The 26,279-nt window shown below is 69.8% G+C and carries 17 protein-coding genes, 1 pseudogene and 1 CRISPR repeat array; of the genes and pseudogenes, 14 read left to right on the forward strand and 4 right to left on the reverse strand.

The window, feature by feature from the left end; all coding sequences use genetic code 11:
* Positions 1 to 325 precede the first annotated feature (325 nt).
* A complete protein-coding gene (locus tag AC069R_RS31980; RefSeq protein WP_478770215.1) occupies positions 326 to 766 on the reverse strand; it encodes an SRPBCC family protein in 441 nt (146 codons plus the stop codon).
* 251 nt (positions 767 to 1,017) lie between these two features.
* Here AC069R_RS31980 and AC069R_RS31985 point away from each other — a divergent pair, with 251 nt between their 5' ends.
* The 3 genes and pseudogenes from AC069R_RS31985 to AC069R_RS31995 all read left to right on the forward strand — a co-directional run bounded on the left by AC069R_RS31985 (position 1,018) and on the right by AC069R_RS31995 (position 3,669).
* Positions 1,018 to 1,884, forward strand: coding sequence for a helix-turn-helix domain-containing protein (locus tag AC069R_RS31985; protein ID WP_478770216.1), 867 nt, complete (start codon positions 1,018 to 1,020; stop codon positions 1,882 to 1,884).
* Positions 1,881 to 2,781: pseudogene (locus AC069R_RS31990) on the forward strand (aldo/keto reductase). Before AC069R_RS31985 ends, AC069R_RS31990 begins: the two are co-directional and overlap by 4 nt.
* Positions 2,782 to 2,886: 105 nt before the next feature.
* A complete protein-coding gene (locus AC069R_RS31995; RefSeq protein ID WP_478770217.1) occupies positions 2,887 to 3,669 on the forward strand; it encodes an alpha/beta fold hydrolase in 783 nt (260 codons plus the stop codon).
* A 700-nt stretch (positions 3,670 to 4,369) separates the two neighbouring features.
* On the opposite strand, the gene AC069R_RS32000 is transcribed toward AC069R_RS31995, so the two are convergent.
* Positions 4,370 to 4,693 carry a hypothetical protein gene (locus AC069R_RS32000; protein ID WP_478770218.1) on the reverse strand — a complete coding sequence of 108 codons (324 nt, stop codon included), beginning with the start codon at positions 4,691 to 4,693 and terminating at the stop codon, positions 4,370 to 4,372.
* Positions 4,694 to 4,969: 276 nt separating this feature from the next.
* Between AC069R_RS32000 and mobF the strand changes: the two genes are divergently transcribed.
* Positions 4,970 to 6,319: a MobF family relaxase gene (gene mobF, locus AC069R_RS32005; protein WP_478770219.1), complete on the forward strand. Its 1,350-nt coding sequence runs from the start codon at positions 4,970 to 4,972 to the stop codon at positions 6,317 to 6,319.
* Positions 6,320 to 7,584: 1,265 nt separating this feature from the next.
* The gene (locus tag AC069R_RS32010; protein ID WP_478770220.1) at positions 7,585 to 7,986 is read left to right on the forward strand and encodes a hypothetical protein; all 402 of its coding nucleotides are present in this window, start codon (positions 7,585 to 7,587) and stop codon (positions 7,984 to 7,986) included.
* Between the two features lie 179 nt (positions 7,987 to 8,165).
* Positions 8,166 to 8,559: a CRISPR direct-repeat array (repeat unit 29 nt; unit sequence CTGCTCCCCGCGCCCGCGGGGATGGCCCC).
* A 130-nt stretch (positions 8,560 to 8,689) separates the two neighbouring features.
* Here the strand turns inward: AC069R_RS32010 and AC069R_RS32015 are convergent.
* Positions 8,690 to 12,430, reverse strand: a complete 3,741-nt coding sequence (locus tag AC069R_RS32015; RefSeq protein WP_478770221.1) for a hypothetical protein — start codon at positions 12,428 to 12,430, stop codon at positions 8,690 to 8,692.
* A 352-nt stretch (positions 12,431 to 12,782) separates the two neighbouring features.
* On the opposite strand from AC069R_RS32015, the gene AC069R_RS32020 reads away from it, so the two are divergent.
* The 9 genes from AC069R_RS32020 to AC069R_RS32060 all read left to right on the forward strand — a co-directional run bounded on the left by AC069R_RS32020 (position 12,783) and on the right by AC069R_RS32060 (position 24,195).
* A complete protein-coding gene (locus AC069R_RS32020; protein ID WP_478770222.1) occupies positions 12,783 to 12,959 on the forward strand; it encodes a hypothetical protein in 177 nt (58 codons plus the stop codon).
* A gap of 533 nt (positions 12,960 to 13,492) precedes the next feature.
* The gene (locus AC069R_RS32025; RefSeq protein ID WP_478770223.1) at positions 13,493 to 15,079 is read left to right on the forward strand and encodes a type I-E CRISPR-associated protein Cse1/CasA; all 1,587 of its coding nucleotides are present in this window, start codon (positions 13,493 to 13,495) and stop codon (positions 15,077 to 15,079) included.
* Positions 15,072 to 15,656, forward strand: a complete 585-nt coding sequence (gene casB / locus AC069R_RS32030) for a type I-E CRISPR-associated protein Cse2/CasB (RefSeq protein WP_359508461.1) — start codon at positions 15,072 to 15,074, stop codon at positions 15,654 to 15,656. The genes AC069R_RS32025 and casB overlap by 8 nt, the downstream gene beginning before the upstream one ends.
* Positions 15,653 to 17,014 (forward strand): type I-E CRISPR-associated protein Cas7/Cse4/CasC, encoded by a 1,362-nt coding sequence (locus AC069R_RS32035; RefSeq protein ID WP_478770224.1) that lies wholly within the window; start codon positions 15,653 to 15,655, stop codon positions 17,012 to 17,014. Before casB ends, AC069R_RS32035 begins: the two co-directional genes overlap by 4 nt.
* A complete protein-coding gene (gene cas5e / locus AC069R_RS32040) occupies positions 17,011 to 17,886 on the forward strand; it encodes a type I-E CRISPR-associated protein Cas5/CasD (protein ID WP_478770225.1) in 876 nt (291 codons plus the stop codon). The genes AC069R_RS32035 and cas5e overlap by 4 nt, the downstream gene beginning before the upstream one ends.
* Positions 17,883 to 18,629, forward strand: coding sequence for a type I-E CRISPR-associated protein Cas6/Cse3/CasE (gene cas6e, locus AC069R_RS32045; RefSeq protein WP_478770226.1), 747 nt, complete (start codon positions 17,883 to 17,885; stop codon positions 18,627 to 18,629). Before cas5e ends, cas6e begins: the two co-directional genes overlap by 4 nt.
* 1,830 nt (positions 18,630 to 20,459) lie before the next feature.
* Positions 20,460 to 22,025, forward strand: a complete 1,566-nt coding sequence (locus AC069R_RS32050; RefSeq protein WP_478770227.1) for a transposase — start codon at positions 20,460 to 20,462, stop codon at positions 22,023 to 22,025.
* Entirely contained in the window at positions 22,022 to 22,834 is an 813-nt protein-coding gene (locus tag AC069R_RS32055; protein ID WP_478770228.1) for an AAA family ATPase, read from the forward strand. The genes AC069R_RS32050 and AC069R_RS32055 overlap by 4 nt, the downstream gene beginning before the upstream one ends.
* A gap of 74 nt (positions 22,835 to 22,908) precedes the next feature.
* A complete protein-coding gene (locus AC069R_RS32060; protein WP_478770229.1) occupies positions 22,909 to 24,195 on the forward strand; it encodes a hypothetical protein in 1,287 nt (428 codons plus the stop codon).
* On the opposite strand, the gene AC069R_RS32065 is transcribed toward AC069R_RS32060, so the two are convergent.
* Positions 24,167 to 26,131 carry a helicase associated domain-containing protein gene (locus tag AC069R_RS32065; RefSeq protein ID WP_478770230.1) on the reverse strand — a complete coding sequence of 655 codons (1,965 nt, stop codon included), beginning with the start codon at positions 26,129 to 26,131 and terminating at the stop codon, positions 24,167 to 24,169. The two genes, AC069R_RS32060 and AC069R_RS32065, sit on opposite strands and share 29 nt — an antisense overlap.
* Positions 26,132 to 26,279: the final 148 nt, after the last annotated feature.

Consider the following 26,279-nt stretch of genomic DNA (forward strand, 5'->3'; position numbering starts at 1 on the left):
CTGGTTGACGGCCCGGAGCAGACCCTGGACGTCGTCGCGGAGCTGGGCGAGTTCCTCGGCGTCCGCCGCCCGCAGTTCCTTGAGCTTCACGATCTGCTTGCCCAGCCGCATCTCGCTGTCCGGCATCTGCCCGCGGGCGCGGACCGTGTCGCAGAACTCGTTGCGCAGGTCAGGGTGGCGCTGGGTCAGTGCGTTGCTGATGAGGATCTTTGAAAACGGCCAGCGCCGCTACTCGTCGCCCCACTCGGTCCGGAGTTCAACGGAGCAGGGAGTTTCAGGGAGCCAACGGGCGTGTAGCGCTGTGTGGTAGAAATCCAACCGTCGATCACGGTGTGTAACAGTGGTCGGCCAAGTCTCGCAGTCCGGCTGCGAAGATGTCGGTCCGGAGGTTTCTCGCAAGCTCGTCGGCGTGGGCCGGGTCGCAGTCGAAGTTCACCGACCAACCGACGAACGCCTCATCGGTGGCGGTAAGAGGCAGAACCCGCATGGTGGCTCGGTAGCACTGCACTGGGTAGGGGGAGCTGACGATGCCATAGGTCAGGGACCGTGCGTGGTCGTCCAGTGCCAGGAGGGACTCCACCACGGTCTTCCCGTCTGCCATGGACAGAGTGCGGACGCAACCGACGCGGTCGGGTGCTTGTACGTCCGACAGGACGCAATCGGCGACGGCTGGCTGCCAGGTGGCCAGGCCACCGAAGTCACGGACCACGCACCATACCTTGGTGACCCGGGCCGGGATGACAGCGCTGGCGAATACTTCGGGCATGAAGGACTCCGGTTGTGAGGTCGGGGAAGTCGTCACGGCTGCCGTGACGACTTCCTCGACCTGCCCGGGATGAGGACGGCAGAGGCGACATCGGAGCGCGGTGACTGAAGAGACAGCACCGACGCTACGAGCGCTGCCGCGGGCGTGGGAGGGTGTGCTGCGGCTATTCGTGGATGCGTGCTCGGCCGTCGTGCTCGGATGGGTGCAGCGCACCCACGCCCCGGCGTCCGGCCGCGATTAGCGTGGCTGTCATGGAAAGCGTGAACGAACTCGGCGACTACCTGCGAGCCCGCCGAGCGGCGGTCGCGCCGGCGGATGTCGGCCTGCCCGACGACGGGTCGCGGCGGGTGCCGGGGCTGCGGCGGGATGAAGTGGCGCTGCTGGCCGGGATGAGCACGGACTACTACATCCGGCTGGAGCAGGGCCGGGAGCGGCACCCGTCCGAGCAGGTGCTGCGGGCGATCGCCGGGGCACTGCGGTTGAACGACGCGGCGGCGACCCATCTCTTCCGGTTGGGCCTGTCCGTCTTCGGGACGGCGGCTGCCACGTCGAGCGTCGCTCCGGAGTTGCTGCGGTTGATGGACGGCATGCGTGAAGTGCCGGCCTTCGTGGTCGGGGCGGCGCAGGACGTGCTGGCGGCCAACGCTATGGCGCGGGAGCTGTACGGAGGTTTCGCCCGGTACGACAACCTGCTGCGAATGATCTTCCTCGATCCCTTCGCGCGCGAGTTCTACGCCGACTGGGACCACGCGGCGCGGATCGCGGTGGGCAACCTTCGGGCGTCCTCCTCGCAGTTCCCGCAGGACGAGCGGATCGAGCGGGTTGTCGGCGAACTGAGCGTGCGTAGCCCCGCGTTCACGGGCCTGTGGGCGCACTACGAGGTCCGTCCCCGTACGCACGAAGACAAGCACTTCCGGCACCCACAGGTGGGTGAGATACGTCTGCACTTCGAGGCACTCGCCGTCACCAGCGCGCCCGGACAGCACCTGTCCCTCTACAGCGCGGAACCCGGCAGCGCCAGCGCCGACGCCCTGGTCCTGCTCGGCCGACTGGCCGAGCAGGAAGTGGTCCTGACGGACCAGGCCAATCCCGCGGAAGAAGGAGAATCCCGATCATGACTGCGTCGCTCTCCGACGCCGCCGGCACCTTCGAGATCGCTGGCAAGAAGGTCGCCCGTCTCGGTTTCGGCGCCATGCGCCTGACCGGACTCGGGGTGTGGGGTGAGCCCGACGACCGTCAGGAGTGCGTGCGTGTGGTGCGCCGCGCCGTCGAACTCGACGTGCAGCTGATCGACACCGCGGACTCCTACGGCCCGTATGCGAGCGAGGAGATCATCCGAGAGGCGATCCATCCCTACCGTGACGACGTGCTGATCGCGACCAAGGCCGGGCTGACCCGCAACGGGCCCGACGTGATCAGAACCGACGAGGGACTGGTGCGCCTCGGTCCGGCCGCGTGGCCGCCGGTGGGCCGCCCGGAGTACCTGCGCCAGCAGGCCTTGATGAGTCTGCGCCGGCTCGGTGTGGATTACATCGACCTGTTCCAGTTGCACCGCATCGATCCGAAGGTGCCGTTGGAGGACCAGGTCGGTGAGCTGAAGAGGCTCCAGGACGAGGGCAAGATCGTCGCGATCGGACTGTCCCAGGTCACTGTCGGCCAGATCCAGCAGGCCCGCACGATCGTGGAAATAGCCACCGTGCAGAACCGCTACAACCTCACCGACCGCGGCTCCGCTGACGTTCTGGAGTACTGCACCCGCCACGGCATCGGCTTCATTGCCTGGGCACCGGTCGCCGCGGGCGAGCTGGCCCGCCCCGGCGGCCCGGTCGACCGGGATCGCGACCGCCCACCACGCCAGCCCGTCGCAGGTGGCGCTGGCCTGGCTGCTGGCCCGCTCAGGCGTCGTCCTGCCCATCCCCGGGACCTCCAAGGTCGCGCACCTGGAGGAGAACCTGGCAGCGGCGTCCCTGAGGCTGAGCGACGCGGAGGCCGACGAACTGACTGCCGCGGCGTGACAGCCGCCCCAGAAAGGCAGGTCTGCTGCTCCTTCGCACCGTGAGCCGGCAGTTTTCCCGTCTCCTTCTCCCCTTCCCTGTCCCCACCGAAGAAAGACGCCTGCCATGCTGCTGCCCTCCGACGAAGCGGGCCGAGGCCGCCCCGTCGTCCTGCTGCACGCCCGTCCCACCGACCGCACCATGTGGAGTGCCCACCTTCCCCTGCTCGCCGATGCGGGCCTGCGGACTATCGCCCTGGACCTGCCCGGCCACGGCGACGCGCCCGTGCCCACCGACCGCGAGGTATCCCCCTGGACGGACGTACTCGACACCCTCGTCCACCTCGGAGCCGACCGCTTCGTCCTGGCCGGGAACTCCCTCGGTGCCCTGGTGGCACTCCAGGCCACCGTCACAACACCCGAGCGGGTCGAGGGCCTGGTGCTCGTCGGGTATCGGCCCCACGACCAGCCGGCCTCTCCCCGTCTGCAAGCCGCCTGGGACGCCGAAAGAACGGCGCTCGCCGCCGGCGACCTGGACGCAGCTGTGAAAGCCGGCGTCGAAGCGTGGACCTCGGCGGGCACGGCCGACGACGTACGCGCGCACGCGGCCCGCATGCTCCGCCGCCAACTCACCGGACAACTCGCCCACGGCGAGCCGCCTCTGGCAGCGGACCCGCTCGGAGAGGGAACGGCAGTGCTGCGCACACTGACCGTCCCCGCCTTGGTCGGTGTCGGTGAACACGACATGCCCGACTTCTTCGAGGGAGGCGACGGACTGGCCCGGGACCTCGACGCAGGCGAAACCGTGCTCATCCCCGCCGCAGGGCACCTCGCGCCACTGGAACAACCCTCCGCGTTCTGCACCCTGCTACTGGACTTCGTCCGTCATCTCCCGGAGCAGCAGCGCTGAACCGCGCACTCCGAGACGGAGCCCCCTCTGCTGATGGACCAGGTGGCCCCACCACGCCAGGACCCCCTCGGCAGGCCAGGAGGCTCGATACGCTCTGTGCCGGATGCGTGAGGAGATCCACTGAGCAGGTGTGGGGTCACCCCCGAGCAGGGAGTGGCCGCTTTCAAGAAGCGCCATCAACTGGCGGGCGGGTCGGCGTACTGCGACATCCTCACGCCACTTCGGCGGGTCCACGCGGACAACGGTGCTGATGGCGCATAGGCGATGTCCCTTACCGCGGAGCACCCTCCCCCGCCTGGCCCGGCCGCAGTATCAGCCGACATCCCTCTCGCAACAGCCGCCCGAAACGCCCCTCGTTGCCGTTCGGTTGGGCGTTCATCGACGCCCAACCGAACGGCAAGCCAGATCACGACCCCACTTCATGACGCCGTGACCTGCGGAAAGAGGATGTGACACAGCTTCTAAGCGGCGGAGATGAAGGGCCGACGATGGCGCCCCGACGTCCCGGTGGGTAGGTCCGACCGCCGCTCACGACCTCAGGGTGGGCGCTTGTGGTGAGCGGCGGGAACCGCCCCTGGGAAAGGACCGCGTCCGCTACACCTCGCGACCTGCCGGAGTCAGGCGCGGTGGGGCAAGTCCCGAGCACGCGGCGCCAGGTGTCGAACGGCCTCGTGCGAAATTCGCACGCTGCATTGGTCGATCAGGGCCCGGCGAGGATGTCGTGGGTGCCGATGCGGCGCCAGATGACGTGCAGGGTGCCGGGACGGTGCTCGGGTCCGTACTGCCATGTGGCGCGTCCTGCGGGGCCGGTGCCCATGGACCAGGTGAGCTCGTAGACGCCCGGGGCGCAGCGGACGCGCTTGATGCGTAGGCCGGGACGGAACAGTCCATTGCGGAGGTCGGGGACGAAGGCTTCCCGTACGGTGCGGTGGAAGCGTCGGCGTTGGGCGGGGGTGAGGTGCTGGAGGTCGGTGGTGAAGCGGGGAGTGTCTCGTACGTGGGCACGGTGTCCTCCGGGCAGCACGACGAAGCCCCCGGCGGTTGCCGGGGGCTGGTGTGTAGGCGGTGCTTCCTTGGCGGTGCTCGTTCCTTGGCGCGTGGTGGTGCTCAGTGGTGCTTGTTGGTGTCGTTCGGGTCCTGATGGGCGTGCTGCCGGAGAGCGATGACATTCGCGTCCGGACCGGGTCCGCTTCCCGCCCGGCGGGCACCTGAGAAGAAAGTCGGGCCGTTGCTCCCGCCTGGCGGGACGTGGTGCTGATCGGCCTTTTCTTGCAGGTCAGAGCCGTGTGGCGTGGCCTGCATGACAGTGGATATCAGGGTGAGCCGGGCCGGTCAGATGTACCGCTACTACCTGCGCGAGACCGTCGTCGGCGACGGCCGCCGCCCGGTGCGCACGCCGCTGCGCGCCGCCCAGGAGCAGGCCGGGGTCCCGGCCGGGCGCTGGATGGGCCGGGGGCTTGCCGCGCTCGGGCTGGCGCCGGGCGAGGAGGTCACCGAGGCGCAGCTGCGGAACTTGTTCGGCGAGCGGGGCCGGTACCCGTACGCGGACCGGATCGAGGCCGAGCGGCTCGCCGCGGGCGACTCCTCGAAGAAGGCGTATCGGGCCGGCGCCCTGGGACGCCGGGTGACGGTCACCGGCGTCGACTTCGTTTTCCGGCCGCAGCCGACGATCTACCTCCTGTGGGCGTTCGGGGATGAGGAGACCCGGCTGGTGATCGAGGCCGCGCACGAGCGGGCGATCGAGCGAGTGCTGGAGTGGATCGAGGACCAGGTCGCGGTGATCCGGTACGGCAAGGACGGCATCTACCGGGTGAGGCCGCCCGGCGGTCTGGTCGCCGCCCGCTTCCGCCACTACGAGGCGCGCTCCGGCCGCCCCTTGGTCCATGACCATCTGCTGCTGAGCGTGAAGGGGCAGCGTCTGGACGGGAAGTGGGGCTCGATCCACACCACGGCCCTGCACGAGAACACCGTCGCCGCCTCCGCGCTCTACAACGAGATCGTGGCCACGGAGGTCTGCGAGGCGCTGGGGCTGGCGACCGAGCCGCGCACCGTCACCCCGGGGCGCCGGCCCGTGATGGAGATAGCCGGGGTGCCCCACGAGCTGATCCGCTGGACCGCCCGGCGCAGCGACCAGATCACCGCCTGCCTCGCCGAGCTGGAGCACGAGTACGTCACCGCCGTCGACGACGACGGCGAGCCGCAGTTCCTGCCCGTGGTCTCCGAACGGGCCCGCGCCAAGCTCAACGCCATGGCCGCCCGCAAGACCCGCCCGCCCAAGCAGTCGGCCCGGCCGCTGGCGCAGCTGCGCGCGTGGTGGAAGACGAGCGCGATCCTCACCTCCGGTGTCGCAGCCGACGTCATCAACTCCCTCCTCGAGCACGCCCGCGCCGCGGCCGCCGTGATCCGGGCCCGCGTCGCCGCTGTGGTCGACGTCGCCTTGGCGGCAGTCGACGTCGCTGCGACGGTGTTCGTGATGAACGAGGGCGGCCGCTTCCACCGCTGGCACCTGCTCGCCGAAGCCCGTCGTCACCTCGGCCTTCGTTCTGCGCGGCCGCCGCTGCGACCCCGTCCTGGGGCGACTAGGTCGTGGCCGCTGCCATCTCTGCCCGCTGGCTGGACATCAGCGAGCCGAAGAGCGTACGCGGCCTGAGGCTGGCTCCCGCCTCTACACCGTCCGGTGGTCCCTGTCCGACCTCCTCGCCCGGCGCCGACCACTCACTCGCATTCGACCTAGACTGGCAGCCCCGGCCGGTCCCGGCGAGTCGGCCGCGCACCGGCCCCTGGGCCGGGACGTGGGGGAGTGGGAGATCCCCCGCATCCCGCTCCCGTACGAGCGCGGCGTGCTCGTCGGTGCGGTGGTGCGCGAGAGGCTGCGCACTACCGTCGCCACCGCCGCCGTGCGGGGGCGCGTGCGTATGACGTCGTCGCTCACCAGCGGGTGGCGCTGCCCGAGCCGCTGCTCGGGCCCAGGCCGGCCGACCCCGAGCGCGGCGACCATGAGCAGCAGCCCGGCCGCCGCGAGGCACTGGGTCCTGACGGCACTGAGGGCCCTGTGGGAGTCCCGCACGAACGTGGAAGAGACGGTGAGGTCTACGATGCTCGCTTGCGGCCCCCGCTGGAGGAGAGGGGCCGGTATGGCGCTTTTGTCGGATTCTGCAAAAGTCCACGGAAATGTGTCCGTGGAGCGATAAAGCCCGCAGGTCACGAAGTCTGCTCCCCGCGCCCGCGGGGATGGTCCCGGCGCCGGGGACGGTGTGGTGTCCGCGGTGCACTGCTCCCCGCGCCCGCGGGGATGGTCCACATGATGATGCTGCGGTTGGGGAAGCGGAGTTCTGCTCCCCGCGCCCGCGGGGATGGTCCCCCGACCGGTGCCAGCCCGAAGGTCACGGATCCCTGCTCCCCGCGCCCGCGGGATGGTCCCCAAACGTTGGAACGACGGAGGGACGGCCCGTGCTGCTCCCCGCGCCCGCGGGGATGGTCCCAGCCCCGCCATCGGCCTGGACATGCGCACCGCCTGCTCCCCGCGCCCGCGGGGATGGTCCCGCCAACGTCCAGGCGGCGCAACGCGCCCTCCACTGCTCCCCGTGCCCGCGGGGATGGTCCCGACGACGCGCAGAACGCCTAAAGGAGCGGGCGCTGCTCCCCGCGCCCGCGGGGATGGTCCCCCGCGCCAGTCCGGGCAGGCCGCGACCGCCCGCTGCTCCCCGCGCCCGCGGGGATGGTCCAACGTCACATTGCCACATGGCGTTTCCGCGCCCCGCGTTACTCTGCTCCCCGCGCCCGCGGGGATGGTCTGGCGCACCGGGCAGCCCCCGCAAGCGGAGCGCCGCCGAGCGGGCCGGGGCCGAGCGCGCGGCCCGGCCCCCGGTGCCGATCGGCCTCTCTTGTAGGTCAGGGCCGTGTGGTGTGGTCTGTATGACAGTGGATATCAAGTTGATCCGGGCCGGTCGGATGTACGGCTACTACCCGCGTGAGACCGTCGTCGGCGCCGGCCGCCGCCCAGCGCGCACGCTGCTGCGCGTCGCCCAGGAGCAGGCCGGGGTTCCGGCCGGGCGCTGGATGGGCCGCGGTCTGGCTGTGCTCGGGCTGGTGGCGGGTGAGGAGGTCACCGGGGCGCAGCTGCGGAACCTGTTCGGCGAGCGAGGCCGATACCTGTACGCGGACTGGATCGAGGCCGACCTGCTTGCCGCGGGCGACTCCGCGAAGAAGGCGTTCAAGGCTGGCGCCCTCGGGCGCCGGATGAATTGCTGCCGTCCGAGTCGGCCGACCACGAACACGACGACCAGGAGCAGCAGCCCGGCCACCGCGAGGCGCTGAATCTGACGGCGCTGCGGGCTCTGCGGGAGTCCTGCACCGACGTCGAATAGGTGGTGAGGGCTACGATGCTCGCTTGCGGCCCCCGCTGGAGGAGATGAGCCGATATGGCGCTTTTGTTGGATTCTGCAAAAGTCCACGGAAATGTGTCCGTGGGGCGATAAAGCCGCAGGTCACGAAGTCTGCTCCCCGCGCCCGCGGGGATGGCCCCTCCTGTTGCCGGGTGTGCTCCATCCACCAGCGCTGCTCCCCGCGCCCGCGGGGATGGCCCCGATGGCGTCCGGGTCCTGCTCGTCCAGAGCCACTGCTCCCCGCGCCCGCGGGGATGGCCCCTTCTCTTCCCGCGCGGCACTCGCCGCGTGGGCCTGCTCCCCGCGCCCGCGGGGATGGCCCCGCGAGGCCCAGTGGACGCACGGTCTTGAAGAACTGCTCCCCGCGCCCGCGGGGATGGCCCCACGGTCAGCGTGCCCGTCAGCGGGCCGGCACTCTGCTCCCCGCGTCCGCGGGGGTGGCCCCCGCACGGCGCCGGACTTGCTGGTGCCGGGGTCTGCTTCCCGTGCCTGCGGGGATAGCCCTGGGGGTTCTCCAGGCTGGTCTCGCCTGGGATTTGTTCCTCGTGTCTGTGTGGATCGTCGTGTGTGGCTCCCTTGGATACGCGGGCCGTGTTGGGGTGATCTTCGCGGGCGTGGCTGGGGGCTTCGTCTCATCATGTGCTGCGAGGGGCGTGCGGAGGATGAGCGTTATGTTTTGTCTGTGTGGTTGCCCCGGTTTCTGGTCGGTCGGCGCGCCGGTTGGGATCTGTTGCGATGGAGCTCAGGTGTTGTAGGGCGCCGGGAGCGAGTTGGGGAAGCAGTGGGATTGTGTGGGCCCACGTGTCGGTCCTCAGTAGGTTGCGCACGAGGTGTCGGGCCGTTTGCTCGTCGGTGGGGCTGTCGGTGCTGGATGTTCGGGCGAGTGCCAGGCAGGTCCGGATGGCTTTGTCGCTGGCGTGGCTGTCCGTGGCCAGGGTCACTGGGGTGCCCGCGAGGTATGCGGCGGCTGCGTGAAGCGCTGTTGCCCGCCTGTTTGGTGTTTGTACCGCTTCGACGTGGCGCCACAGGGCGGTGGTGTCACCGTCCATGGCGTGGAAGAGGGCGAGTTCTGCGGTGGGTTCGTTTCCCGGCTGCAGCGAGTGTTGCCATCTGCTGGTGTGGCCTTCGATGACGTGGCTGTCGTCTTCGGGTAGGCAGTCGAGTCGTTGGAGAAGGGTGAGGATGGCCATTGATGGCCCGTGCGCCGGCGGGGGTGTGTCGGACAGGCGTAGTGAGGCGAGGCGGAGAGCTTCGTGCAGTCGTGGGGCGGGGTGCCGGGGGTCGGGGTAGGCGAGCAGGAGAGCTGCAAGTTCGGGGAGGGTCCGGAGTGGGCTTCCGGTATCCATCCGTTGTATCAGGGCTTCTGTGAGGGGTTCGGCGATACGTGCCGCTTGTTCGGGGCAATGGAGGGTCAGCGCGGCTGCGACGGCTGTCAGAGCCTGCCGCTTCTCTGCGGCAGTGCGCCCGGCTGCGGTGGTCAAAGCCGCCGGTGCGTCTCCGGCGTAGGCGAGTGCTTGGGCTATGACGTTTGTCAGGCGGGGATCGGTGTGGTCGGCCGCCAGACGTGCTGCGTGATGGGCATGGCGGCTGCCTGCGTCCGTGTGCCCTCCCAGAGTGCACCCGATGGAGAGAGCGGCAAGGTGGAGCGCACGGTCGGGTGCGCCTGGAAGGTGCTCGGCGAGGGCTTCGGCGGCATTGAACACTCCTGCGAGGCCGAGAGCCTGAGACAGGTTGACCGTCCAGCCTTCCGGGGCGGGCGGGTGCGAGGAAGGGGCGGGGGAGGATCGCAGCGTGGTCTCCAGCAGTTCCCGGCAGCGCCGGAGATTGCCTGCGCCCAGTTGCTCGTCCGCTTCTACGAGCAGAAGAACGTGATTACGCTGTGGTCCGCCGTCGGAGCGAGTCAATCCTGTGGACGTCCGGTGCCTGGGCGCGCGCCGGGGTCCTGGTGCGGGCCGGGCCGGCCTCTGCGTGTCTTCTGGTCCCGGCTGTCTCTTCGTGATCTTCCTTCGTGACTGCGCCAGCGCTTGGCGTTCTGCGTCCTTTTTTCTGCGGTTCGCGTTCTCTGCTTCCTTGGCGGCGGCCGCGTCGACTATGGCCTCTTGTTCCCGGCGTTGCTCACCGGCTTCGGCGAGTGACTGGGCTCGTTCGGGGATGACATCGCCGAGTGTGCCGACGCGCAGCCTCTCGGGCAGGGCTGCCAGCAGGCGGTTGATGTCGTCGAGCGCGTTCCTCGTCGAGGGCATGGTGTCGTCGACCGCCTGGGCAAGGCGTGCGAGTGTTCCGGCGAGTTCACGGCCAAGGTGGGCTTGATCGCCCTCGGACAGTGCATCGGGATCGGCCAACGCGTCGGTGAGCCAGGTCAGTGCGGCCCGTGTCTTTTGCTGCGCCTTGCGGCGCCGCGGGGCAGGGAGTCTGTGCAGTGCCGATGCGGCGCGGGCGAGAAGGTCGACTGCGTCCAGCCCGTCCGAGGGACTGACCTCGTCGCAGATGGCCATGATGCGGTCACCGGCGTCGCTGCTGGATGAAGGCACGGCCCGTGCCAGCGCCCCCCAGAGGTCCACCGCGGCCGCGCGGGCACGCGTGCCGCCGGCGCTGAGAGTCTCTGCTCGTTCTCGCAATGTCGTGATGCTTTGCTCGTCGCCGGCCTCGACCAGCAGACCGGCCGCCTCCGCGAGTACTTCGGTGTCGGCAGCTCTGTCGTGGATGACGGCCCGCAGCAGCGTGCGGGCCGCGTCCTGTCCGTTCAGCGACAGGAGTGTCCGGGCGGCATCGAGGAGCCGCATGTACGCTTCGGGGTCCCGGTACGTGCCGGGGAAGCCCTGGCCGGTACGGGTGAGCCATGAGGTAGCCTCGACTGCCACGGCATCGGCTCCGTCCCGCCTGGCGTAGGCCATCTCCACTGCTACGTCCGCCAGGTGTACGGCTCTTGCGGCTGGGGTCGGTGCGCAACGGGCCAGGCCGCGAGCCCGCTCTACTTCTCCCAGCCGCACGAGGAGCGCAGGAGCACCGTAAGGCACCTCCCGCGACACGCTGCGCAGAAAGGCGCGTGCCGCGGTGAGTGCAACGAGCACCGCCAGACTGCCGGGGGCGGTGGCCGAAGGGCTGATCTCTTCCTCGAGTGCGTCCAGTTGTGCCAGAGCCACCTCGGCACCGGCGGTGGAGGCGAGGCGGCGCAGCCGGGGCACATCGAGAACGTACGCGGCACGTTCCGCGGCGCCGGCCAGCAGTCGCAGCTGATGCGCCAGGGGGTACGGGGGTGTTCCGGCGGGCCAGCCAGCCTCGTGCCATCCCTGACACCAGGCGTGCAGCGTACGGGTGTGCCGTGCGATCGCCTCTTCCCTCATGGACTTACGGACAGTGTGGGCGAGACCGGCCTCAGCCAGGGCGTAGGTCTGGGCCACCGGATCGTCGAGGACCAGGGCGCGCCCCGCCGGCCCCTGCACCAGGCGGTCGAGCCGGTCGGCCGGGAGTCCCGTCAGCGCCGCCAGATCCGTTGTGCGCAGGCCGCCGCCCGAGATGGCGAGGAGCCCCGCCACCGTTTCACCCAGAGCAGCGGGATCCGCCGGTATCCGCCGGGCCTGCGCTACTCCTTGGACAGGGGCGAGGGTGCGCAGGTGCTCGCGCCAGCGCAGCGGATGTCCGGAGGGCAGGTCGTCGGGAAAGCGCACGCAGCGCCTGAAGGAGACGATGACGCGCATACCGGAAGGCGGGGCAGCGGGCAGGAGTGCGGCGATGCTTCCACGGACGACGCTCGCCGTGCTTGTGCCCTTGCCTGCCGGCGCCTCGCTGGCGGCGAGCCCTGACCAGGCCACGTCGTCGTCGAGTCCGTCGACCACCAGCAGCAGCTTGCGCCCGTGCCGCACACTCTCCTTGGTGGCTGCGGCGAACAGGCGCCTCCACTGCCGGATGCCGACCGGAACGCGCTCTGCGGGCGAACGGAACAAGGCCCCGATCTGGTCGGTCATTTGTTTCTCGAACTCAGCGCGTGTATTGCTGCCGTGCACCGCGGAGACGAAAAAGTTCAGGATGTCGGTGTTGTGCGGCGGCCGCTGTACATAGTCGGCGAGCAGGACAGTCTTGCCGACGGGGGTGTCGGCGTGCCAGCACAGGTATGACGGCGCGGTGGAACGGGAGTCGCTGACGAACGCGTTCATGACCCTGCGCTCGGCCTCCCGTCCGTGGACTACGTCCACGAGGGCTTCGACGGCCGGCTTGTGCGGGCGGACGAAGCGGTGTTCTGGGTCTTTCTCCCGGACTTCGTTGATCTGCTGGTGCCGCCTGCTGGTCCCTTCCGCCTGTGCCGCACGCAGCGCGGCCTCCCACTCGGTGTCCGTATGGAGCGGGCGGCCGGCGGCCTCCTGCAGTTGCCGCACCACAGACCAGAAGTGGTCCGTCCTCTCGGTTGACGGGGCCGTCGCCCCCTTACGCCAGCCCCGCAGAGTGGAGGGGGGAAGCCCGAGTCCCTGAGCTTGTGGCTGCCCCGCCGCTTCCCACAGACACGTCAGCATGGTGCCGAGTGTTGTGCGTGCGGTTCGCTCCTCGCCGGTCACCGAACCCCCTCTGCGCGCAACGGCGGAAAATCCGATCGGCGTTGTCAAAAAAACGCCGCCTGAGCTGCGGAAATCGTTCTGTGGAAGAAGGCGTAACTATGCGTCGTCCCGCCGTCTCGCGACTGTAGAGCCATCACCGAACGAGCCGGGTCCGGCTCCCGAGACAAAAGGATGACCCGTGTCCCAGATCCCCGAGCTGTTCAACTATGCCGCAGCAGCGAGCGGGTGTGCAGGCCTGCTCTACACAGGCGTCCTGTTCGTCGTCGCCCTTGTCTCCGTTCTCGCCCCCACGCCGGAGCGCCGCAAGGATGCGCGCACCACGCTCACCATCCTTGTACGCCGTCGCCCGCGGTGAGTGGGATGCGAGCCGGAGGCTTCGTGCGGCAGGGCCCGAGCTCCACCTCCCAGGCCCAGCCGACGGCTCCAGTATCACGCCACCGCTCTGCCCAACTCGACAGCATCAAATGCACCGGCCTGATATCCGGCAAGATCCGCTTGCGTAAACTCGCCCCGGCGGAGAGCGAGTTGGGATACAAAGGCATCTGTGCGAACTTCTGCCGTCGGCCATACCTGCGCCCATACTCAGCAACCGCGGGCTGGATGCCTCCATGTCGACGACCAGGTGCCACGTTCGAAGGGGGATGCAGTCTGAAGGAGCGTTTCCGCAGGCAGCGGGAGTGGCCCGTCGACGGCGTCAAAGGCTCCGTCGGAGCTCTTCCCCGCGCGTGCGGGGGTTGATCGGCCCCCTGACGGCAACGGGGATACCGGCCCGCAGAACGGCCCCCGGCGACGATCACCGCTGCAGGCTTCGTCGCCGCCCGGCGGAAGCGGCGCCGTGTCCACTATCCATGATCGAAAGGGGGTAACCGAGAATTGTCCGAAACTTCCATGGCTGGGCTGGCCGAGCAGCGTCTCAGCTGGGATCCGCGCCGCAAGCCCTGCATACCTGTCGTGACCGTCGGCGGAGCGACCGCGCACTCCTCGTTATGTGCGCTCCTGGCGCACGCCGATGATTTGGCCGCCCTCGACTGCGCCTCTCCGGGTGAGAACATCGCCGTCGTCGAGCACCTGCTGGCCATTTGCTTTGCTTCCGGCACCTGTCCCTCCTCGGATGAGGAGTGGCGTGCCTGGGTGGTCGGCAAGCGCGACCTCGCATCGGCGGCCGCATGGCTGGAGCGCCAGCCCGACGGCGCTTGGGATCTCTTCCACCCTACGGCGCCCCTGATGCAGAACTCCCAACTGGCGGCGGATCTCGCCGACAGTGGCACGGGCACGGCCCAGCTGGTCATCGAACATGCCGGGGACTACAACCAGCACTTCGACCAGCACCATCTCGAACTCCACAATCCGCTCCCGGCGGCGGACGCGTTCCGTGCCACGCTCACACAGCATGTGTACGGCCCCTATGGGCGAGCGCGCATGTCGGGAAAGCGGCTCGGTGCCAAGGTCACCAATCTTGCCGCGGGCCGGCTCACCGGAAGGATCCGCGTCGTCGCCGTCGGACGGACGCTTGGCGAGACCCTACGTTTGAACCTTTATCCGCCCGAAGGGCCGGGGGACTCGCTCAACACCACGTGGACCATGGACGGCATCGAGCGCCGTACATTCACCGAGAAGCCGAAGCCCAGAACGCCGCGAGGCTCCGCAGATCTTCACAGCTCCCTCGGGCGTTCCGTGCTCCTGCGCCCGGCACGCGGACCGCACGGACAGATCATGGTCGACCAGGTTCTGATCGGCGCTGGCGAAATCCTGGAACTCGACCCGGAACGGCATCTACAGGACGCCGTGTTCAGCAAAACGACGAACGGCGTGCGAAAGCCGCTGTGGCCGTCGCCCAGCAGAGCGCTGTGGCAGGAGGCCCACGCCCTCTACAGCGCCGTCAGGGACGACCGAACAGGTCTGTACGCGCGCCTGCGTTCCCTGCCCTACGAGCGGAGGGGCACAGGGGCGCCCTACCAGTTGTGGGCCGTGGGGCTGCTTGCCAACAAGACGCTGCCGGTCACCTGGACGCACGGTGCTTATCCCTACGCCCCTGGCATGGCCGCCCACCTCTACCGGGCGTCCCGCAGGGGGTCCGACATCGCCGAATACATCGCATGGAGTCTGAAACACGCGGCCATCGTGGCCGCCGAGACGGCCTTCCCAGCCATGCGGGGTGCGGACGAGACCGGTCAGGTGGCACGGCTCGATGCCCGGTGGACTTTCTGGCCCGCGGCCGAAAACCCTTTTCACGAGTTGCTGGACGAGGTGGTTGAGCGAGGACCGGAGGACGACGACCCGGTCTCCGAACCGTTGATCGCCTACGCATCGGGCTTGCTGACGACGGCCCGCACCCAGATGCTGCAGCGTCTCGACACGCTGCCGCCCAGCGACCGCAACCACCGTGCGCGCGCCCGCGCCGTGCAGCTTTTCGAGGACGCCATGTCCGGTGACCGGGCCCCGGCCGAACTACGAGGGGAGATCGCCCGTGACTGAGCACGACCTTTCCGCCGCAACACACTGGGAGCGCCCCCGGTTCCCGCACGACAGCGTAGCCCTCACCACCTGGCTCACCACTCTCGTCCGCAACCGCGAGGTGGGGACCCTCGCCGAACTGCGCCGGGCCAGAGGCGGCACCAACGCCCACATCCGCGCCGGCTGGTACGGCGGCGACGTCCACCGCGACCTGTTCGAGCGGATGGCCTTCCTGTTCGCCATCTACCACCAAGGCCGCTCCACGCCCTCCTACGGCCATGGCAGTCTCGGTGCCGCGGCCCGCCGGATTGGAGACGGGACCGGACGCGGACCCGACAACCCCGGGGCCCAGCGCCTGCTGAACCGTGTCGTCGCCAGCCGGCGCATCCCCTGGCGCCACCTCCAGCACGCGGTCACCCGCCTGCGGGCCTGCGAACAGCCGCCCCCCTCCTGGACTCAACTGACCGAAGACCTCATCAACTGGAACGACCGCAAGGCACGCGTCGCATACACGTGGTCGGTCGAGTTCCACACCCCGCCGACGCGAGGCCGGGAAACCTCCAACGAAGCAACGACACGGAAGGACACCACCTCGTGACCGAGGCACCGCGCAGCCAGTTCCTCTCCCTGCACCTCATCGAGACCCTCGCGGCGGTCCTCCCGGTACGCGACGAAAACGCGCAGCCCAAGACCCTCGTTTTCGGCGGTGTGGAACGCCACATGATCACCAGCCAGGCCCGCCGACGTGCCGAACGGGTCCACGCCCGCAACCGTGCCAACGCGGGCCGCGGAGCGCTCAAGGGACGGAGCATGGGCGTCCGCACCCGGGAGTGGGCGCTGCTGACCGGCCGCGAACTCGAGTCCACCTACGGCTGGGAGAAGGACAAAGCACTGGTCACGGCCCGTGCAGTAATGGAGGCAAGCGGCCTCAAATTCGGCGACCCGAAGAAGAAGACCGTCGCCAACCTGACGAAAGTTCTCATCTTCGCCCCCCCCGACGCAGCAGCGAAAATCGCGGAACACATCGCGCAACAGACAGCAGACGTCGAACAGTGGCGCGACGCGTACCTCGACGCCCAGGCCCGCGCAGAAGCGGCGAAGAAGGCCCGCCGCGGAACCAAGAAGACCGGCCCATCACCGGAAGCAGAAGAGCCGGAAGAGACACCCACGGCTGACACCGCCGCGTCCGCCTCCCTGCCGCCACTTCCCAAGGCCACGCGCGACGCCGTTCTCCTCGCCCTCGCCCCCCGCGACGCCGTGGACATCGCTCTCTACGGCCGCTTCCTGGCCGAGATCCCCGACTCCCCGAACGTCGACGGCGCCGTCCAGACCGGGCACGCCTTCACTGTCCACGAAGCCGAGCAGATCGAGGACTTCTACGCGGCGGCCGACGACGCGAAGCTGGACCGCAAACGCAACGCCCTCAGCTTCCTCGACGCCGCCGACGACGCGGGCGCCGGTATGACCGGCTACCAGTCGCTGATCTCCGGCACCTTCTACCGGCACGCCGTCCTCGACCGCACACAACTGCGCACCAACCTGCGAGCGGCCGGAATGGACGAGCGGGAAGCCGAGACGGCCGCGTCCGAAGCCGAGAAAGAGTTCGTGAACGCCTTCGTAGAGGCATTTCCGGAAGCGAAGAAGAACTCCACCGCATCCACCGGCTCGCTGCCCGGGCTCATTCTCGCGTTCGAAGGGGAACGCCCCTACAACTATGCGGCCGCTTTCCAAAGGCCAGTCGATGAAAGCCCCGTGGCAGCTGGCGGGGAAGGACCGGCAGGACCCGCCGCCGTTCGCAGGCTACTGCGACACCACACCTTCGTCAGCCGTCGCCGTGAGGATCTGCGCACCGCACGGATCCTCACATACGACCCCGAAATCGACGCGCTCCTGGAAGAACTCGGACTGCCGGAGCCACTGACCGTAGTGGAACGAACCGAGGACCTCACCCCGTGAACGGCCCACATGTCCTGCTCATCAGGCTAGCCGGCCCCCTGCAGTCCTGGGGCCTCACTGGCCGGTTCGCGCGCCGTGACACACACACCCGTCCCACGAAATCCGGCGTGATCGGCCTATGCGCCGCAGCTCTCGGCCTGCCCCGGGAGGAACCCCTCGGGGAACTCGCCGAGACCCGCTTCGGAGTCCGTGCCGACCGGCCCGGTACGCCGCTCCGCGACTACCACACAGTCGGCGCAGGTATCTACCCCCTGCGCCCCCGAGACCTCCTCACCGACCACCAGCGTGCTGCGAAGGCCACACCCGTCTCGGCGCGCGAAACCTCGCAGCCCGGCCCGTTCGGTCGCAGCGAACTGGAAGCCTGGTACGGCTCACCGAAGTACGTCACAGCGGACCCGACGTCAGGGGCCCTCATCTCCGGAGAGGTCCGCCGCCACGCTCTGATCACAGAGCGCTGGTATCTCGCCGACGCCACCTTCCTCGTCGGCCTGGAGCACCCCGACGCAGCATTGCTGAACCGGATCGCTTATGCCCTGGAACACCCCAAGCGGCTGCTCTGGCTCGGCCGCAAGGCCTGCCCACCCTCGGGTGACCTCGCGCTCGGAGTCGTTCCAGGCACCCTCAGAGAAGCCTTCGAGACACACGCCCTGCTCCCCGCAGCTCCTTGCTACGACGATGAGCCGCCGACTCCGGTGACAGACGTGCGTCCATGGGCCTGGATCGAGAGTCCGCGCCCGCTCCCCGGCATCGGCCCTCTGTCGGACCAGCCCATACGGTTCGGCGCGGACGGAGGCGTTCACAGCCTGCGTTGGGAGACCCGTCACCGCATCACCATCGCCTCGCACGCCCGTGGATGGGACATCATCCTGTGAACACCGCCACGTCGCATACGCCTTCGAGCTCAAGTGGAGCCTCCGCCAGATTCGTCGGCACGCAGACCCTGCTCTCCCTGGACACCCGGCATCCCTTCACGGCCAAATCGCTCATCGACGCACAGGACATGCACCGGACTGTCATGAGCGGCTTCACCGGCTGGGTGGACAACGGCAGTCCTGACGCCCGCTCCCAGATGGGCATCCTGTCGACTTGGACCGTCGACCTCCGGCGAGCACGGCTCAACCTCGTGGTCCAATCGTCCGTCCCCGCCGACTGGAGCGGTGTGCCCAGAGGCGCCTTGACCGAGGCACCGGAGACCCTCACCGTCGACCGCACGTTTCGCGCCGGTGACCGTATCGACTTCCGTACGGTCGTCAATCCGGTCCGCAGCATTCCGCCCGCGCCGGGCTCGCCGACAAAAACCCGAGGCACCCGCGTCGCCCATACTCGCCCAGAGCACGTCAGAACTTGGTTCGCGCACCGATTGCAACCGTCCGGGGAACCCGCAGTCGCCCCCAACGGTGTCACCCGCATCGGCGCCGACGCGGACACCGAGCGGCTCGCTTTGCGCATGCTCCCGCCAGTCTCCAGTCCGGCACCGCACAAGGGTTTGCGCATTGCTCGTGCCGAGATCAAGGGGATGCTCACGGTGACCGATCCGAAAGCGTTTGTTGCCGCCCTAACCCAGGGAATCGGTCACGCTCGTGCCTATGGATGCGGGCTGATCCTCGTGCGCTGAACAGAGAGCTACGCACGGTGGCCCTCGGCCAAGATGGGTTAAGAACCCTATGGCCGCCCTTTCCTGAGCCCGGAAGGGATGGTCTCGGCGCCAGGGTCCTCATGTCCGCCACCCTCTGCTTCCCGCGTCCGCGGGGATGGCCCCTACGGGGCTATTCGGTCTCCGAGTCACCAGTCCTGCTCTCCGTGCCCGCGGGGATGGTCCCGCACCGACGCTGCGGATCTCGAACTCCCGGCGCTGCTACCCGCGCCCGCGGGGATGGCCCCGTCTTCTGTTCCTCGGTCAGGTCGGCAGTCGTCTGCTCCCCGCGCCCGCGGGGATGGTCCCGTGCACTCCTACAACGAGATGGTGCAGCGCGACTGCTCCCCGCGCCCGCGGGGATGGTCCCATCCGCAGGGTCGCCGACGGCGGGATCGTCACCTGCTCCCCGCCCCGCGGGGATGGTCCCTTCGGCACGCGGCCGAATGGACCGCCCACGTACTGCTCCCCGCGCCCGCGGGGATGGTCCCGCCACCCAACAGAACGCGGTCAGCACCTGGGGCTGCTCCCCCGCGCCCGCGGGGATGGCCCTGCCTCGGTATGAGGGGTGGCATGCATCTATCTCTGCTCCCCGCGCCCGCGGGGATGGCCCCTCCTGCACCGGCAGGCCCGTGCTCGTACCGACCTGCTCCCCGCGCCCGCGGGGATGGCCCCGACGAGGGCGAGGAGCGCACCGACACCGACATCTGCTCCCCGCGCCCGCGGGGATGGCCCCAGCATCATCGGCGCGGGCAACATGACGATGGACTGCTTCCCGCGCCCGCGGGGATGGCTCCTCCCCAGGAAGAACTGGACGCCGCCCGGCGCACTGCTCCCCGCGCCCGCGAGGATGGCCCCGCCGTGGACAAGCTGGGAGAGGGCCTGTACCACTGCTCCCCGCGCCTGCGGGGATGGTCCCCCAGGCACCCCGGCGAACCGCGACAAGTTCAACTGCTCCCTGCGCCCGCGGGGATGGTCCCGGCGGCAAGATCGCCACGGTGGGCGACCTGATCTGCTCTCCGCGCCCGCGGGGATGTTCCCGACTTCGGGCTGCACCGCTACTCGCCGCATTCCTGCTCCCCGTGCCTGCGGGGATGGTCCCGTCGCAGCCACGATCCTGGACGTTGTGGAAGGCTGCTCCCCGCGCCCGCGGGGATGGCCCCGACAGAACCGGTGCGATGGCGTCGGCTGCGCCCCTGCTTGCCGCGCCCGCTGGGATGGTCCCAGGACCAGGAGGAGCGCGACCAGACCCAGACTCTGCTCCCCACGCCCGCGGGGATGGTCCCGCGCCCATCGCATCGCGCCGGCGCGGCCGGCGGACTGCTCCCCGCGCCTGCGGGGATGGTCCCATCTCCACCATGGCCGCGATCGTCACGGCCGCCTGCTCCCCGCGCGGGGATGGTCTCCTGCCGTACACGGCGTCGTCGGTAGAGACCCGCTTCCCGCGCCCGCGCGGGGGTGGTCTCGCGCCCGGCTCGGCTGCCGCCCCGGCGGGCGGCTGCTTCCCGTGCTCGTGGGGGTGGTCCCTTCCTGCTGGGCGTTCTCGCGTTCTTGTCCGGTGTGGTTCTCGTTTCCGTGTCCGGGTGGTGGATGCGGTTGAGTGGGCTGATCGGCGTTGTGTTGCGGTGTGTTCGGGGTGGCGTTCGGAGGTGTTCGGGCTGGACAGTGAGGTGAGGGTAGTTGGTCAGTGGTTGAGAGTTGGCTGGTCATCAGGCTGAAGGCTCCAATGGGGTAGTCTCCCTTCTTGATCGTTTTTGGTGGGCTGCGGGTGCCCGGTGTGGTGGGGGAGCGTGTTGGTGGGGGCTGCGGCGGATGCTGAGGTGTTGCGGCCGGTCGCGGTGCGTAGGTTGCTGGCACTCGCCGAGCCGGGGGGAGTTGATGGCTGGTCATCGGCGGATGGTCGCTGACACGCTGGGGGTGTCGGAGCGCACGGTGCGTCGGTGGCTGGCGGCGGCGCGTGAGGACGGCCGCCTGGAGCGGGCGGAGCGCCGCCGGTTCGCTTTCACCCCGCGGCTGGCTCGTCGGCTTGCGTTCCACCGGGGGAGCGTGTCGGCGTTGCATCGGGAGTTGGTGGCCGAGGCGGCTGCGGCCGGTGGTGGGGCGGTGCCGTCGCTGGCGACGTTGTACCGGGCTGTCGCCCGGGATGTGTCGCCGGGGTTGCGGGCGGGGATGCGTGGTGGTGAGGCTGCCCGTCGGGATCATGATGTGTTTCTTCAGCGGCCTGCCGTCCGCCGTAATGAGGTGTGGGAGGCCGACCACGTCCAGGTGAAGGTCGAGGTGGGCATCGACGGCCGTCCGGGGTGTCCGTGGGTGACGTGGTTCATCGACTGTGCGACGCGGGTGATCTGCGGGTTCGCGGTGACTGTTCAGGTCCCATCGAGGGAGTCGGTGCTGGTGGCGCTCAGGGATGCGATCTCGCGGGAGGGGGAGCACGGCCCGTTCGGTGGTCTGCCGGGGGCGGTGCGGGTGGACCGGGGTAAGGACTTCCTGTCCCGGACGGTGGGTGAGGCGCTCGGGGCGTTCGCGGTGCCTGTGGTGGATTTGCCCGGCTTCAGCCCGCATCTGAAGGGCACGGTGGAGGCGTTGAACAGGGCGGCGAAGCAGATGTTCTTCGCCTCTCTGCCTGGTTACACCGCCGCGCCACGGTTGAAGGGCGGCAAGGAGCCAGCCGCCGGGCAGCGGCTGCTGCCGCTTGAGGCGTTCATCGAGCTGCTGGGGCAGTGGGTGGGCTGGTGGAACACCGAGCACCGGCCCCGCTCGCTTGCCGGCCGTACCCCAGCAGTCGCGTGGGAGGAGGACCTGACCCCCATCGAGGACGCGGAGCCGGGCGCGCTGCACATGTTCACCCTCGAGGATGACGGCCGGGTGCGCACCCTTACCGGCAAGGGGGTGCGCTGGCGGAACCGGCACTACGTGGATGCCTGGATGACGGGGCAGGCTGGGCGGAAGGTGCGGCTGCGTTACATGCCGCACCATGAGCACGAGATCGAGGTCTATGACGCCGCTACCGGGCGGCATTTGGGGTCGGCGTACCTGTCGAACCGGGCGAGTGCGGAGCAGATCCGCGAGATGAAGCGGGCCCGCGCCAGGGAGGCCGACCGGCTCAAGCGGCTGCTGGCCGCGGCGGAGAAGGACCGCGCCACTCGCTATGCCGCCGCTACCCGCGGCACACCGGCCGAGGTGCTCGGCACGGTCACCGAAGTTCAGGCCGAGGCGCATCTGCGCGCGCTGGCCGCCGCGGACCTGACCGAGGTGGCGCTGCCCGGCTATCTGCCGCTGCCCGCCAAGCTGCCCGCGTCCTGGACCGCGCCGGACACGGGGAAGCCGACTGCTCCCTGCCACGAAGACGACGACGAAAGCACGCTTGCGCCGCGATGAATGCCATACCCGCCGCCCGCCCCTCCCCGTCCCGTCCGCGACGCGGCCCGCTCCCGCCGCCGCGCGCCGACCACTACCTGTCGCTGCCCGACGCGCACGTGATGGGCACGGCGGCGCTGAAGGAGACGCTGGCCAATCTCGGGGAGGTGATCGCCGCCCGGGGGATGATGTGCGTCTACGGGGCGGCGGGGCCGGGCAAGACGATGTCGGTCAACGCCTCGCTGCGGGAGCTGGCACCGGGCGCGACGCGCCGGATCGAGTTCCGCGGCCGGCCCACCGTGCTGGACATCCGCCACAACCTGTTCAACGTGCTCGGCCTGCCCGGGAAGCCGCCCAGGCAGCCGACCGCGTTCGACACCCTGCTGAAAGACGTGCTGGCCGATCAGTTCCGGGTCCTGGTCTGCGACGAGGCGCAGTGGCTGCGGGAGGAGTCCTTCGAGTACTTCCGGCATCTGTCCGACGACCTGTACACCGACATCGCGGTGGTCTTCGTCGGCGGAGGCAACACCTACGAGGTCCTGGCCGGCAAGGACATGCTGGCCTCTCGGGTGCACATCTGGCAGGAGTTTCGGCCGCTGACCCGCGAAGAGGTCCTGACCACGATCCCCGCCTACCACCCGGTGTGGCACGGCGTGGATCCCGATGACCTTCTGTACTGCGACGACGTGGCCGCCCACGGCGTCTTCCGCACCTGGGCCAAGATCACCTACCACCTGGGGCGGGCCCTTCAGGCCACGCCCAGTCTTGAGGTCAACCGGGACCTGCTGCGCTGGGTCTTCAGCAAGCTCGGCCGCCGCACCCGGCCGTGAGCAGTCCCGGACCCGCCCGCATCTGCCCGCCGCGCCCTGGCGCTGACTGAAGACGCCTGCGACCCGTGAACGACATGTCCCCTGACGTCACCGTCCTGCTCGACCCCGGTGACGACGCCGCTGTCACCCGTGCGGCGCTCGCCGGGCACGACCCGGCGGCCGGCCGCGTCACCGTCCACCCCACCCCGGGTACGAGCAGCGACCGTTACTTCGCCCACGACGTCCTGGCGGCGCTGGGTAAACCCGCGCACCTCCCGGGCTTCCCAGACGCGCGTGCTCCGGTGTGGGAGGCCGCCACCGCCTGGCTGGCGGCGATCTGCGCGAGACGCCTGACGGTCCTGCGTGCTCACCTGCTCACCCGTACCCGCCTGCAACGCCTGCTCGACCTGCGGGCGTTCACCGGAGCGCACCTGGTCCTGGTGTGCCACCGCTCCCGTCCGACCGCTGCCCTGCGCGACGCTCTCACCGACGTACCCCGCACGCTCGTCCATGCCTCGGCTGTCGGCGACCTCCTCGCCGGGGCAGCCGTGCCTGGCCCGGGCCGGCCTGCCGCGCCGACGCGGGCTGCCGGCCGCTGGATCACCGTGCCGGCGCTGGAGCGGCTGGCGGACTGGGACGGGGAGGACCACTGCACCGGATGCGTCCCACCGCCGGTCAGGTGGCGGTACCGGACCCGACCGCGGCCACGCTCGTCTCGGACCACCGCGGAGATCGCCCGCCGCATCCACGGCGTCACCGCGCATCCCCGTCTGGCTGCCGCGCTGGCCGCAGCCGTCTTCACCGGCGTCGCCGGGCAGCAACTGGGCACCGCGCGCCTGGCGGACTGGCGCGAGGACGCCTCCATCCTGGCCCTGCACGACCCCCTCGGGCAGATCGACGGCTGCGCCACCCACCCCGTGCCCGCCTGGGCGACCGTCTTCCTGCGCGCCGCAGCCCGCTTCACCCGCCTCACCCCCGCACCCGGCGTACCTTTGCTCATTCGTCCGAGGAGCACCCGGGCCTGCTTCGGCTCGCCGAACAGGCCCGGCTGCGCCCACCCCAGCCGAGCGTTGACCAGGAGCGCGGCGCCGTTCCTGCTCGTGGGATCGAGTGGTTCTACCGCGAGCTGGCGGAGTCAGGCATGGACGCCGAGGCGCCCCAGGACACCCGGCGTCCGCGACTGCGTGTACGGCGTGTCAACAAGTCCTCGGCAGGCGCACCATGATCAGGCCACGCGGAACCCGTGTGAACTGCTCGGCCGAGGCCGAGGTAGCGGACGTCGCCGAGGGACGCGTGGACGGAAGGCCGTGCGCATGGGGCGGGTTCTGCTGCGGTGGGCCCCGGCCGCCGGCTTCAGTTCCAGCGCATGCCGAGGGCGTTGAGGGCCTCGATGCCCTGTGGGTGCAGTCTCGCTCGGCGGGAGCGCTGGTTGGAGATCCATATCCTGAGCTTGATCTCGGCACCGTCGGTGATCTCCACATGCTGGCGGGGGACGTTCAGGTGTCCTTCACGCTGGGCGTAGGCGGCCGCGGCGGCGAGGTTACGGGCGAACTTGTCGTCATGGGTGATCCGCCGCTGGCTCGCCGCATCCTTGCTCGCGGGGGTCACGCCGAGCTCGGCCAGCAGCCGGCGCTGTTCCTCGTGGAGAGTTTCCCAGTTGGCGTGCTGGTGGGCCAGCCAGGCGCCGACGTCTTGCCCGGCCATCACGTGGCCGGGGGCGATGTCGGCTGCTCCCGCAGTGACATGCTGCCGCAGCAGGGTGTAGCGGCGTTGCCACACGAGCGGCCACTTGGGGCACCAGTACGGGTCGACCTTGGCCAGCGCCGCCTTGCGCGCGTCGGACAACGCGCCCTGGCTGCCGGCGGCACGGCGTGCCTCCCGGCGCCGGTTGGCCAGCCACGTTCCGACCGGGTAGCCGTCCATGACGGCGCGGTGCCCGGCCGCGAGGTGGCCGTGGGCGGCATGGTAGGCGCGGGCCATCTGAAGCCCGGCGTTGAACACGTGGTCGGGGTGGCTCCACACCATGCCCAGCTTCTCCAGCGTGTCGACGCGTACCGCGGCCAGCCGGCCGGACCCGTAGGCTTTGCGCTGCTCAGCGATCCACCGCCCCAGCGGGAACGCGCCGTCCTTCGCGTGGTAGGGCACGTTCAGGTGGCCGTGAGCGGCGTGGAAGCGTCGGGCGGCAGCCCAGCCGCGCAGCCACCCGCGCCGCTCGAGGTTGATCACGCGCAGCCGGACGAAATCCGCGATGTCGGCGGCATCCCGGGCGGTGGCGAACAGCAGCGGGCCCTGCAGACCAGCCGCGCCCGTGGTGCCGTTGCCGGGCCAGGCAGCGAGCCGGTCCACCACGTCGGTGTCGTGGGCGGCCAGCGCGGTCAGGACCTTGACCAGCGGCAGGTAGGAGCCGGATGCCAGCCAGTCCTCACGGCGCTCGTCGGGGGAGAGGAAGACCGGCACCAGCAGGGAGGCGACCTTGTCCGCGCGCGGGCTCTGCCGCAGCGCGCGTCCGACGGTCTGGACGGTGTCGACGATCGACTCCCTGGGGTCGGCGAAGACCACTGCGTCCACTTCGGGGATGTCCACGCCCTCGGCCAGTACCCGGGCGCTGGACAGTACGCAGCGCTCCGCCACCACACCGTCCGCATCCCAGCCGCGGGCGAACTGGGTCAGCATCCGGCGCCGGTGGGTCATCTGGTGGTCGCCGTACAGCCAACCTGACCACACGCGCCGCGGATACACCGCCGGCTTCTCACCCCACAGGTGATCTGATGCCTCCGGGACTGCCTGGGCGAATGCCCGGGCGTCCGCGACGTGGTGATGAAAGGTCATCACACGATCAAGCTGGTGGACGGCCGCGGCCTTGAGCACGGCCGTGATCAAGGCCTCCAGCCGCGCCGCGCTCACGTCGGCCTGTGAGCCTTCCTCCGACGCCAGCGCCTGCGAGCCGATCTCCAGCACGATGATCTGGTAGCGGGCCAGCAGCCCGCGGGCGATGGCCTCGGCCAGCGACAGCCGGTAGACCACCGGGCCGAACACCGTCTCGTCGTCCATCGAGGCCACAAGCGCCGGCCCGCTCTCCGCCTCATCATCCCCGTCATCCGCGGCCGCCCAGGGATCAGCCAGCCGCGGCGTCGCCGTCAGATACAGCCGCCGATCCGACGGCAGCGCGGCATCGTCATGGACCGCCGCCCACGGCTTCCCCCACGGCCCCGACGTGCGGTGCGCCTCGTCCACCACCATCAGGTCCCACTGCCGAAGCCCCGCCACGTGCGCCTCAGCGAGCACCGGCAGCGACGCGTACGTGGCGAACACCGTCACCCGTCCCGCCCCGCCGACCCATCCCATCAACTGCTGCGGGTCGGTGGTGCAGCTGATGGTCGGCTTCTAGTTTTCAGTGGTCGGTGGTTTGTTTTCAGTGGCCGGGATTGCCTGGTGGTGTGGGTGAGTTGGGCGTCTGCTGAAGGCA

It is taken from the genome of Streptomyces sp. NPDC043952 (assembly GCF_056435325.1).